Annotated in this window: 7 protein-coding genes; 5 read left to right on the forward strand and 2 right to left on the reverse strand. The window is 44.2% G+C overall.

Annotated features, from left to right (window positions below):
- Positions 1 to 54 precede the first annotated feature (54 nt).
- The 4 genes from DCK90_RS06770 (at position 55) to DCK90_RS06785 (ending at position 9268) form a co-directional block, all read left to right on the forward strand.
- Positions 55 to 3171: a VPS10 domain-containing protein gene (locus tag DCK90_RS06770; RefSeq protein WP_108245428.1), complete on the forward strand. Its 3117-nt coding sequence runs from the start codon at positions 55 to 57 to the stop codon at positions 3169 to 3171.
- A gap of 156 nt (positions 3172 to 3327) precedes the next feature.
- Positions 3328 to 3726 carry a hypothetical protein gene (locus DCK90_RS06775; protein WP_108245429.1) on the forward strand — a complete coding sequence of 133 codons (399 nt, stop codon included), beginning with the start codon at positions 3328 to 3330 and terminating at the stop codon, positions 3724 to 3726.
- A 77-nt stretch (positions 3727 to 3803) separates the two neighbouring features.
- Positions 3804 to 8141 (forward strand): CusA/CzcA family heavy metal efflux RND transporter, encoded by a 4338-nt coding sequence (locus DCK90_RS06780; RefSeq protein ID WP_108245430.1) that lies wholly within the window; start codon positions 3804 to 3806, stop codon positions 8139 to 8141.
- 2 nt (positions 8142 to 8143) lie between these two features.
- On the forward strand, positions 8144 to 9268 hold the full coding sequence (locus DCK90_RS06785) for an efflux RND transporter periplasmic adaptor subunit (protein WP_108245431.1): 1125 nt from the start codon (positions 8144 to 8146) through the stop codon (positions 9266 to 9268).
- A gap of 6 nt (positions 9269 to 9274) precedes the next feature.
- On the opposite strand, the gene DCK90_RS06790 is transcribed toward DCK90_RS06785, so the two are convergent.
- Positions 9275 to 10096 (reverse strand): ZIP family metal transporter, encoded by an 822-nt coding sequence (locus DCK90_RS06790; protein ID WP_108245432.1) that lies wholly within the window; start codon positions 10094 to 10096, stop codon positions 9275 to 9277.
- Entirely contained in the window at positions 10096 to 10752 is a 657-nt protein-coding gene (locus tag DCK90_RS06795; RefSeq protein ID WP_199912662.1) for a metal-dependent transcriptional regulator, read from the reverse strand. The genes DCK90_RS06790 and DCK90_RS06795 overlap by 1 nt, the downstream gene beginning before the upstream one ends.
- 79 nt (positions 10753 to 10831) lie before the next feature.
- Here DCK90_RS06795 and DCK90_RS06800 point away from each other — a divergent pair, with 79 nt between their 5' ends.
- On the forward strand, positions 10832 to 13105 hold the full coding sequence (locus DCK90_RS06800) for a TonB-dependent receptor (RefSeq protein ID WP_234414665.1): 2274 nt from the start codon (positions 10832 to 10834) through the stop codon (positions 13103 to 13105).
- Positions 13106 to 13138 lie beyond the last annotated feature (33 nt).

Genomic DNA, 13138 nt, shown 5'->3' on the forward strand with positions numbered 1-13138 from the left:
GATATTGAGTAAATTGTGACTTTATTATAACTACTCATAACCAACCTTGACATCATGAGAATGCCAACAACCTCTCTGAAAACGTGGACACTTCTTTCCCTGTTTTTCTCGACCCTTTTTATCAATGCCCAAAATGCATCCACCACAAAAATCGATACCAGTTTTTACAGTGGTTTTACATGGCGAAATCTGGGACCTGACCGTGGTGGCAGAAGCTTAGGCGCATCCGGAAGCCCAACACGACCAAACGAATACTATTTTGGAGCTACCGGAGGTGGTCTATGGAAGACCGTTGATGGTGGGATCACCTGGGAATGTGTAACCGATGGACAGATTACAAGTTCTTCCGTCGGAGCCGTTGCGGTTGCAGAAACCGATCCCGATGTCGTGTATATTGGAATGGGAGAAACCCAATTGCGGGGAAGTATTACCCAAGGTGATGGTGTGTACAAAACAACTGATGGTGGAAAGACTTGGACCCATCTAGGATTGGAGGAGACCCAAGCTATCTCTAGGGTCCGTGTAGACCCCACCAACGAAAATATTGTATACGTTGCCGCGTTGGGACATCCATACGGCGAAAACGAGGAACGCGGTGTTTTTAAGTCCGTAGATGGAGGGAAAACTTGGAAAAAAGTTCTCTACGTGAGCGACAAAGCGGGTGCCGCAGACTTGATCATCGACAGAAATAATCCAAATGTGCTGTATGCCAGCACATGGCAAGTATACCGTAAAGCTTGGAAAATGTGGGGCGGTGGTCCCGATAGCAAACTCTGGAAATCAACGGATGGTGGTGAAACTTGGACGGACTTGACCGAGAAAAAAGGCATGCCAGAAGGCCCCATAGGTAAAATTGGGGTAACCGTTTCTCCTGCGGATTCCAACAGGGTATGGGCCATTGTAGAAGCCAACGAAGGTGGTGTTTTCCGTTCGGATGATGGTGGTAAAACATGGGAACTGACCAATAATGAACGTAAACTGAGACAACGTGCCTTTTACTACTCCAGAATCTACGCCGACCCAAAGGACAAGGATGTAGTCTATGGTCTTAATGTAGGATTCTTTAAATCTACCGATGGAGGAAAAACTTTTGATGAAAAAATAGATACACCACATAGCGACAACCACGATCTGTGGATAGACCCAAACAATCCGGACAGGATGATAAGTTCCAACGACGGCGGTGGCGTAGTCAGCATCAACGGAGGAAAAACTTGGACCGAACAAGATTATCCAACAGCTCAGTTCTACCACGTGATGGCGACAAGCGATGTTCCTTACCACGTAGCAGGGGCTCAGCAGGATAACTCCACCTTGGCCATGCCCAGCGATGGTTGGGATTTTAAACTTGCCGGAGGAACAGATGCCGAATGGCAATATGAAGTTGGTGGCGGAGAAAGCGGCTGGATCACACAAAGCCCTACCAATCCAGATATTTTTTATGCAGGAAGTCAAGGTGCACTCTTAACCCGTTTTGACAGAAGCAATGGGCAGACCCGCGATATTCAGGTATATCCAAGGTTTTTCTCCGGTGAACCGGCAAGCGCCTTACCGGAAAGATGGCAATGGACATTCCCAATCATGTTTGCCCCAAAAGACCCCAATGTGATGTACACCTGTTCACAACATGTTTGGAAAACAACAAACGATGGACAAACATGGGAAAAAATAAGTCCAGACCTTACCTATGCCGACCCGGAAACATTAGGAAAAACAGGTGGTGTGATCACCATGGACATGAACGGTCCGGAAATTTATGCGACCGTATTTGCACTAGCGCCATCTAATCACGATATCAACACAATCTGGGCAGGTTCCGATGATGGAAAAATTCACATTACTCGTGATGGCGGTAAAAACTGGGAAGATATCACTCCCGAGGACCTACCCAAATATTCCAGGGTAAGTATCATAGATGAATCCGTCCACAATCCGGGAACATTGTACGTTGCCGCAAACCGTTACCAAGTAGATGACCGGGAGCCTTACGTTTTCAAGACCCATGATTATGGAAAAACTTGGACAAAAATTATAACCGGTATCGAAAAAGGACATTTCGCAAGGGCCATCCGCGAAGATCATCAACGAGAAGGCCTATTGTTCTTGGCCACAGAGCACGGTGTATATTTCTCCATAAACGATGGTGAGGAATGGCAATCGATTCAATTAAACCTGCCGGACACGCCAATCCGGGATTTGGTGATCAAGGACAATGATGTGGTATTAGGTTCCCACGGAAGAGGTTTTTGGATCCTGGACGACATCCAGCCGTTGCGTGAGTATTCCGAAGACCTGAAAAATGAGAAGAACGTATTGTTCAAGCCGACAAATGCCATCCGAGGCATCTACAATGCCAAGTTTCAATATTATTTGGAAGAGGAAGTGGATTCGGTCACCTTTTCTGTTTTTGATGCCGACAACAATTTGATAGGAGCCTTTGGGGGAAACAAGCCAAAATATGAAGAAACTGGCGGTTCGTCATGGTGGAGTCGTTTCAGCAGTACCAAACCAACCACGGCCAAGGGCATCAATAGTTTTACATGGAATCTTAGATACCCCGGCCCCACAACTTTTGATGGGATCATTATTTGGGGGGCATCGGCCACCACGGGTCCCAAAGCACCGCTCGGGGATTATACCATCCAAATGAAAGTTGGTGAAGAGGTCATCAAAAGCTATCCATTTAAGATTGAAATGGACCCAAACCTGAAAGGGATAACAGCGGAAGACCTTCAAAAACAATTTGAATTGGCATCAAAAATCACCAAAAAAGCCACTGTTGCCAATGAAGCGGTTATCCAGATTAGGGATATACGTAAACAAATAGACAGCTTGGGCAAGACCATCAGTGGCAGACCCTTCAAGAAAGCATCGGAAGACCTAATGGAAACGCTGACCGAAATAGAGAATGACCTCTATCAAACCAAAAATCAATCTGGGCAAGATCCATTGAACTTCCCCATTAAATTGAACAACAGATTCAATGCACTGCAACGCAGCATCGAAAATGGTGATGCCAAACCATCGGATGCAGCATATGTTGTATACGATGAACTGAGCAAAGAATTGGAGACCCATATGGACAAACTGAACAGCGCTTTGGAAAATAAACTGGCCAAGGTAAATTCGGTCCTTCAAAAAGAAGGAATGGAGCCCATAAGTTCTGAATAAAGGGACTGCAACAGTTAAGTTCTATAAAAAACATGCCCTCAAAAAGGGCATGTTTTTATTTATCACAAGATATTTTTAAGGAGAATTTAAATTGATTACAAATTATGATGCCAATTATCGTAAAGCCTGTTTAATTCGTAATTTTGATGCTTCAGGATGAATAAAATAGTTATCATAGGGATATCCTTCCTCATTCTGCTCCAAGGAGCCAACATTCATTTTAAGGATTTGGTAGAACTTGGGCAGCTTATTGAGCACTACCAATTCCACAACGAGGAGTATGGTGATGACTTTATGGTCTTTGTTTCCAAACACTACGGAGAGCTCAAAGCCGAGCACAGCGAAAAACACCAAGAAGAACAAAAAGAGCACGAAAAACTGCCTTTTCAGCATCAATCCCATTGTTCGCAACCGCATGTTTTTGTTCTTGGAGCGGATAATTTTATCAATTCCTATTCTGAGATTCCTTTGGTCGTTAAAGGAAATTTCCATTATCAATTTTCTTATTCCCTAGTATGGGGAGATGGCCCTTTTCAACCGCCAAAACACGCATAATTCATAGTATTCCAGCGCAGCTGGACACTTTTCTCAAGCTTTATTCTATTTAATAATGCTATCATTCTCTATGAATCATGTTTTCAAAAATTATAAACTTTAGCATTAAGAACAAGTTTATTGTTCTTTTGTTCACCGCGTTTATCGCCTTTGTCGGCCTCTATTCGCTATCACAAATACCTATCGGAGCTGTACCCGATATCACCAATAACCAAGTACAGGTTTTAACTACATCAAATCGACTTTCCACACAGGATATGGAAAAGTTTGTCACCTATCCCGTTGAGTTGGAAATGGCGAACCTGCCCGGTGTAAAAGAAATAAGGTCGGTTTCTAAATTTGGCCTTTCGGTGGTCACCATTGTCTTTGAGGACGATATGGGCACCTATCTGCCAAGGCAGCTCATTGCCGAAAAGATAAAATCAGCATCCAGTCGTATCCCGGAGGGTTTTGGTAGCCCAGAAATGGGACCTATCACCACTGGTCTGGGCGAAATCTATCAATATATTTTGGATGTCGAGCCCGAGTACAAGGACCAATACAATTCCACGGAGCTTAGGACCATTCAGGATTGGATCGTTAAACGTCAACTATCCGGAATTCCAGGTGTCGTCGAAGTAAATACTTGGGGAGGCCACCTTAAACAATACGAGGTTGCCATCCAAACACAAAAACTCAATGCCCTGGACATTACCGCAAGAGAAGTGTTCACTGCATTGGAAATGAATAATAGTGTATCCGGGGGCGGTTATATCGAAAAAGTAAACCAAGCCTATTTTATTAGGGGCGAAGGCCTTGTGAGCAACCTTAAGGATATCGAGAACATCGTGGTCACCAACCGTAACGGAATTCCTATCTATATTAAAGATGTAGCGAAAGTCGGGTTTGGCAGCGCTCCACGCTTTGGGGCCATTACCGGAAATGGGGAGGGCGAAAAGGTTCTTGGCCAAATTATGATGTTGAAGGATGCCGACTCCAAAAGGGTAATCGAAGCTGTTAAAGAACGTGTTGCCTCCATATCTAAATCGCTTCCAGAAGGGGTTTACATCAATCCGTTTTTGGACCGTAGCGAACTTATCGGCAGAACCACTTTTACCGTTACGGAGAACTTGGTCCTGGGTTGTTTGATCGTAATCTTTGTGGTGGTCCTGCTCTTGGGCAATTGGCGGTCTGGACTTGTGGTCGCTTCTGTAATTCCATTGTGCTTGCTATTTGCGCTCACCTTAATGAACATTTTTGGTGTAGACGCCAACTTGTTAAGCCTTGGTGCCATCGATTTCGGAATAATCATAGATGGTGCTGTAATCATTGTGGAGTACATTGCCTTTCAGATTACCCAGAAAAAGGCCCAGCTCGCCAATCTTGGCAAGACTGAAACACAGTCCATTAAAGATGAGATTACCTTACAGGGTGCCACCAAGATGATGAACTCCGCCGTATTTGGACAGCTTATTATTTTGATTGTTTTTATACCCATTCTGTCATTGAGCGGTGTAGAGGGCAAAATGTTCAAACCTATGGCACTGACCTTCAGTTTTGCCTTGTTGGGAGCGGTTTTATTGTGCTTTACTTATGTTCCAGTGGCCTCGGCATTGTTCCTAAAGCCATCCAAAGAATCCAAGAAAAGCATCTCTACGCGCCTTGTCAACTGGATCAACCGAAGATATGAGCCTGTTATCGAATGGGCAATGCGAAGTAAAAAGTTGGTGCTCTCAGTTGCCGCCGCACTACTAATCGGGGCCATACTATTATTTACCTCGATGGGAGGTGAATTTGTTCCCACTTTGGACGAAGGTGACTTTGTGATTCAACCCGTGCTCAAAACAGGAACTACTTTGACCAAAACTGTGGAGACCACTACCAAAATGGAGCAAATCCTACTGGACAATTTTCCCGAAGTGAAGCAAGTGGTAAGCCGTATCGGTGCCGCAGAAGTGCCAACGGACCCAATGTCGATGGAGGAAAGCGATGTGATCATCTCATTAAAACCAAAAAGCGAATGGGTATCTGCCGAGACCAAAGATGAATTGGCCGATAAGTTCAAAGAAGCGCTGGCCGTAATTCCAGGTATTGAGCTAGAGTTCACCCAACCCATTGAAATGCGTTTTAACGAATTGATTACTGGGGTACGTGCCGACATTGCGGTAAAAATCTTTGGACAGGACCTCGAAATCCTGAACAAAAAAGCCAACCAGATCAAAGACCTAATCCAAGATGTGGAAGGAGCTTCGGATATTATTGTTGAAAAAGTGGAAGGCCTCCCACAAATGAACGTTTCCTTTGATCGTGCCAAGATTGCACGTCATGGACTGAACATTGCCGACCTCAACGAAATGATCGCCATGGGGTTTGCAGGGAAGGTCGTCGGAAGCGTATTCGAAGGTGAACGCCAGTTTGATATGGCCGTTCGGCTCGACTCAGAAAACAGAAAGGATATCTCCAATCTAAGGAATCTGTACGTGGATATCCCAAATGGAGGCAAGATACCCATGAGCGAGCTTGCAGAGATCACCTATCAAAAAGGTGCGGCGAAAATTTCGCGAGACGATACCCAACGCCGTATTGTTGTAGGTATCAACGTAAGGAACCGCGACCTTCAGTCGGTGGTGGATGACATTCAATTGATAATCGACGAGAATTTGACATTGCCCCCAGGTTACATTATCAGTTATGGCGGGCAATTTGAAAATCTGCAATCAGCAAAGGCAAGGCTACTTATCGCCGTGCCCATAGCGCTGTTGCTCATCTTTATCATGCTATATTTTGCTTTTGGGTCTGTGAAGGAAGCACTACTGATTTTCTCCGCCATTCCATTATCTGCCGTAGGCGGTATACTTCTGCTTTGGTTACGTGGAATGCCATTTAGTATTTCGGCAGGTGTAGGGTTTATAGCTCTTTTCGGTATTGCCGTTCTTAACGGAATTGTATTGATAGAGCACTTTAAAGAGCTTAAGGGAAAGGACTTTGAATCCATGGAAGACCTCATCAAGCAAGGGACCAAGGATAGACTACGGGCCGTATTGTTGACCGCTTCCGCGGCTGCATTGGGCTTTTTACCCATGGCGGTCTCCACCAATGCGGGGGCCGAAGTACAGCGCCCCCTTGCAACGGTAGTTATCGGGGGATTGGTAACGGCCACCATGCTTACATTGGTAGTACTCCCCGTTCTCTATGCCTATTCCCATAATATCAAGTTCAGAAAAATCAAAAGAAAAAGAAAGATGAACCGAAATACATTGACATTGATAGTGATGTTGATTTCATTTTCAGGGTTCTCCCAGACCAAATTGGACCTAGAAGGTTTGATGACGCTCTCCTTGGAAAACAATAACGGCATCCAAGCTGGCTCCTTAATGGTGGACCAGGCCGAAGCACTTAAGGGGACCGCATTCGAGTTTGATAAAACCGACATCTATTACCAGTACGATGAAAACAACCTTGCGTTCAACGGAGAACCTCTTAAAGTTTTTGGTGCACAGCAACAGTTTGAGTTCCCAACGGTTTACGGTGCCAAGAACCGACTTCAAAAGTCGAACTATGAGCTACAGAAGTCATCCTTTGAGATAAAGAAAAAGCAATTGTACCAATCTTTGAGCAAGGCGTACTATCAATACCAGACACTGAACCAAAAGGCAAAGCTTTACCATACGCTGGACAGTATTTACAGCAAATTCGCCCATGCGGCCAATAGACGCTTTGAACTGGGCGAGACCAACTATCTGGAAAAAGTAACCGCAACGGCTAAACAACGTCAGATTACGAACACCTACTCGAAGGTCAAGCAACAGATTTTGACCACTTATGGACAAATCGTGAGCTTAGTACAAAGTGAGGACACTTTGGAAATCATTGATGAAAAACCAGAAAAGTTGACGGTATTGAATTCCGAGGGAATGCTGCAAACGGAAACCTCATTTTTGGATAACCGCCAAGAGCTGAGCAATGCCCAAAAGAGTTTGGAGGAAAATAGATTGTTGCCCGACCTTAACCTCGAATATTTTCAAGGTACAAACAGTACTCTGGGCACTTCGCTGTACGGCATTCAATTGGGGGTACGAATCCCCATTTTCTTCTTTGGACACAGCAGTAAAGTAAAATCGTCCAAAATCCAGACCAAGATTACGGAGATGGAGAACATCGAGATTACCGTGGCCATGAACCAGCGTTATAAAACTTTGATAGGACAACTGGAACAACAGGCCAAGGAACTCTCCTACTACGGGGACGAGGGTGGCCTACTTTCCGATCAAATCTTGAAAGCAGCCTCTGGCAACTTTCAAAACGGGGAAATCGACTTTTTCCAGTACATCCAAAGTTTGGAGAACGCCTACGACATTCAACTCAATTATTTGGATGTACTCAATCAATACAATCAAACCGTAATCGCCATTAATTACTTGACAATAACATTATAACAATGAAAAATATATTTCAAATAGCCGCTGTATTCCTTCTTTTGGTGGGTTGCGGCGATAAGAACACAGAAGCATCCGCCACGGAAGAACAAGGAGAACCATCGGGAATTGTGGTTACACAAGACCAGTTTGACACGAACAACTTGGTGGTCGGTCCCATGGAGCAAAGGACTTTCCCAAAAATGGTCGAGACCTCTGGCATGATAGATGTTCCGCCAGAGAACAGGGCCAGCGTCACCCCATTTATAGGTGGATTTGTGAAACAGACGTCTCTACTTGTGGGTGACCGAGTTAAAAAGGGACAACTTTTGGTAGTATTGGAAAACCAAGAATTTGTGCAAATGCAGCAGGAGTACCTTGAGGTTTTCAATCAGTTGGATTATCTAAAAGCAGAATTTGAAAGGAACCAAACGCTTTTTGATGAGAAAATCGCTTCCCAAAAGAACTTTCTTCAAGCAAAGAGCAACTATCAAACAGCTCAAGCTCGATACCAAGGTCTTAGGGAACAATTACATATGCTAAATATTTCTCCTAGCAAGGTGGAACAAGGAAACATCACGTCGCAAGCCGCTATTTATGCCCCCATTGCCGGAAGCATAACAAAAATGAACGTGACCAAAGGAAGCCACGTTTCACCCGCTACGGAAATTTTAGAAATTGTAGACAACCAACATGTTCATTTAGAGCTTACTGTTTTTGAAAAGGATATTTTAAAAGTGAAGAAAGGTCAAAAAATACAGTTCAAGATTCCTGAAGCATCCGAAGAAGCTTTTAATGCAGAAGTGCATTTGGTGGGAACATCCATTGACGATGCCAAAAGAACCATCAAGGTGCACGGACATTTGGAGCATGAAGAGGGGAACTTTTTACCTGGAATGTTCGTTGATGCCATGATAATGACCGACACAACCAAAACGTGGTCGTTGCCCGAAGAAGCCGTAATAGAATCCGAAGGCAACTATTATGTGCTTAAGCTGGTAGAGCAAACCGATGGCAACTACACTTTTGAGAGAGTAGCCGTGAAACAAGGTGGTACCTTTGATGGGTTTACCGAAATCATATCCACCGGACTTAACGAAACAGATCAGTTTTTGACCAAGGGTGTATTTGATTTGATCGGCGGATAGATCATTTTATCCCAGACCGACATCCAAGGTCATCATAATTATAAATCCACCGATAAAGCCCATCGTGGCGATATCGGTGTATTTATCTTGTTGCGTTTCTGGAATTACTTCTTCCACTACCACAAAGATCATAGCACCGGCAGCAAATGAAAGTGCGTAAGGCAATATGGGTTCGAAAGTCAGCACTGCCCAAGCTCCCAAAACTCCTGCAATGGGCTCTACCAAAGCAGATGCTTGGCCGTAAAGGAAACTTTTTGTTCGGCTTAGACCTTGCCTTCTCAAGGGCATTGCAACCGCAAATCCCTCTGGAAAATTCTGCAGCCCTATACCCAAGGCCAAGGCCACTGCCCCACCGATGGAGGCTCCTTCAAAACCTGCTGCCACGCCACCGAACAATACCCCTACGGCCAATCCTTCGGGAATGTTGTGTAAGGTTATCGCTAAAGTCAACAATGTGGTCCTGTGCCACGGAGTCTTTACCCCTTCCGCTTCGCTCATTTTAAAATTGATGTGCAAGTGGGGCAAGATCTTATCCAATCCAAAAATAAAGGCCGCACCTAACAAAAAGCCGACTGCTGCCGGAATTACTTTTACGAAACCGTCGCCCGGGCTCATTTCTATTCCTGGGGCCAACAAGCTCCAAAAACTGGCAGCGACCATAACCCCTCCAGTAAATCCGAGCATTCCATCCAGCAATGCACGATTCATGCCTTTAAAAAAGAAGACCAGAGCTGCTCCCGCCGCGGTCAATCCCCAAGTAAAAAGGGTCGCGTACAATGCCGCCAATACGGGGTCTATTTCTTGAAAATATTGAATTACTTGTTCCATCAGTCGTTCTTTTTTACATAGAGGTTAGCTGCAATTTGATGTGATATCCGCATTTCCTTTCCATCCATTTGAATACGAAGGGAATTGTCAAAATCTTCCTTGTCCAATACTTTAATGGTATTACCCAGAGCGATTTTGTTCTTATCCAAAAACTTTAGAAAAGGTACCGAGGAATCCTTGACACCCACACAAACTCCTTGAGAATTGATGGGCATTTCACTGAGCAATTTTTCCTCCCGCTCTTGGAACTTTCCATCTTTGGTGGGAATGGGGTCTCCGTGCGGATCGTGTTTGGGAAAATCAAGTAGTTCATCGATCTTATCGATCAACTTCTCACTTTTAATGTGTTCCAACTGTTCCGCTACTTCGTGTACCTCATCCCAGGTGAAATCCAGCTTCTTTACCAAAAAAACTTCCCACAGACGGTGTTTTCTAATGATGGACAAAGCAGTTTTCACCCCAGCATCGGTCAACGATACACCTTGATATCGTACATAATCCACCAATCCTTTTTCCGATAATTTCTTGGCCATATCGGTAACTGAAGATGGTTTTGTTTCCATCTGTTCAGCAATGGCATTGGTGGTAATGGACTTGGAGTCGCCACCGCCCAAATGAAAAATCGTCTTTAAATAATTCTCCTCTGATCGAGTCATCAAAAAATATTTTTTCAAAAATACATTTTTATTTGACAAAATCTATTTTTAGATTTGTCTAAATTTAATTTTTTGCTAATTGAAACCATCTCATGGACATATCACCCACTTATGTATAGCTTTGGTAAGCAGTTGTTTTTGTTTTGCACAGACAGCATCCCTAAGCGGAAAGGTGACCGACAACGGGGAACCCCTAGCCTTGGCAAACCTATTATTGAAAACCACGGAAATTGGCACCGCTACGGATATTGATGGTACTTTCGAGTTGACCGGCATTCATCCCGGAGATTATGTTGTATGGGTGACTTCATTGGGGTATCAGCCCTATCAAACCAGAATCAGTTTGGAGGCAGGAGCCCATAAAACCATCAACATACAATTAGAACCCTCAGCACAAAGTTTAGATGAAACTGTGGTTACTGGCACCCTAAAACCGGTAAGCCGATTGGAAAGCCCTGTTCCGGTAGAGGTTTACTCCCCTACTTTTTTAAAAAAGAATCCCACGGCCAGCGTTTTTGATGCGCTTCAAAATGTGAACGGGGTGCGTCCACAAATTAATTGCAACGTTTGTAACACGGGCGATATCCACATCAATGGGTTGGAAGGTCCCTACACCTTGGTTCTTATCGATGGAATGCCCATTGTGAGTGGCCTGGGGACGGTATATGGCCTTACAGGTATCCCAAACTCCTTGATTGAGCAGATAGAAATCGTAAAAGGTCCTGCATCTTCACTTTATGGTAGCGAAGCTGTAGGCGGATTGATCAACATCATCACTAAAAATGCGATGAGTGCTCCAGAATTTTTTGCCGATGGATTTGCCACGGGTTGGGGCGAGTACAATTTGGACGTGGGCAGTAAAATAGCTATAAGCGATAAAACGAACCTGCTGTTGGGCCTCAACTACTTCAATTATGATGTTCCCGTGGACAATAATGGTGATAATTTTACCGATTTGACGCTTCAAGACCGTATTTCCCTATTCCAAAAATGGGATTTTGAACGGAAGGATAACCGATTGTTTTCCTTGGCGGGTCGTTTTTTTTATGAGGACCGATGGGGCGGAGAAATGCAATGGACCCCGGAATACCGTGGCGGGGATGAAATCTATGGGGAAAGTATCTATACAAGACGATGGGAGTTACTCGGAAAGTATCAGCTGCCGGTTAAAGAAAAATTACTTTTATCATTCTCCTACAATGACCATAACCAGAACTCGGTATATGGCGATACAGAATATTTGGCGGACCAGCGCATCGGTTTCACCCAATTGACTTGGGACAAAACCGTGGGAAACCATGATTTACTGTTCGGAAGCGCGGTACGCTATAATTATTACGACGATAATACCCCTGCGACCACCGAAGCTGATAATATTTGGATTCCCAGCATTTTTGCACAGGATGAATACTCCTTTGCTCCGAAACATTCTTTTTTGGCAGGCCTGCGGTATGATTATGACCAACGCCACGGCAACATTCTAACCCCGCGTGCCGCTTACAAATGGAAGATTTCCAACAATGATATTTTTCGGGTGAATGCTGGGACCGGATTCCGCGTGGTCAATTTATTTACGGAAGATCATGCAGCGCTTACAGGATCTAGAGAAGTGGTTATTGCCGAGGAATTGAAACCAGAACGGTCTGTCAATGTCAACATCAATTATTTAAAGAAAATATATAGCGATAACGGTACCTTCATCGGATTGGATGCTTCTGCGTTTTATACAAGATTCTCGAATGTGATTTTGCCCGATTATGAGACGAATCCCAACCAGATCATTTATGATAATTTAGATGGAAAATCGGTTTCCCAAGGAGTAAGCGCCAATTTCGACATTGCCTTTCCCAGCAGTTTTAAGATCATGGTCGGGGCCACATGGCAAGATGTAAGCAGCACTGAAAATGGGATTAGCCAACAACAGATCCTAACTGAAAGCATTACCGCTACGTGGAACTTATCGTACACCTTTCACTCTCTAAAACTAACCACCGACTATACAGGGAATTTATATGGCCCCATGCGTTTACCGCTATTGGGCGATTTGGACCCTAGAAGTGAATATTCTCCCACTTGGAGCATCCAGAACATCCAATTTACCTATAAAGGATTGAATAATTTTGAACTGTACGGAGGCATTAAAAACCTTTTGGATTGGACACCGAACCGTGGCAACCCTTTTATTATTGCACGGGCAAACGACCCTTTTGATAGGGAAGTGACGTTTGACAGCAATGGTAATGCCGTAGCCACACCTAATAATCCATACGCCCTTACTTTTGATCCAAGTTATGTATATGGACCCAACCAAGGGATACGAGGGTTCTTTGGGTTACGTTATACAGTGTTTTAATTAAAACCTGATTCTCTTATCTAATTGATTTGA

The sequence above is a fragment of the Muricauda brasiliensis genome (assembly GCF_003057865.1).
In the GTDB taxonomy this organism is placed as follows: domain Bacteria; phylum Bacteroidota; class Bacteroidia; order Flavobacteriales; family Flavobacteriaceae; genus Flagellimonas; species Flagellimonas chongwuensis.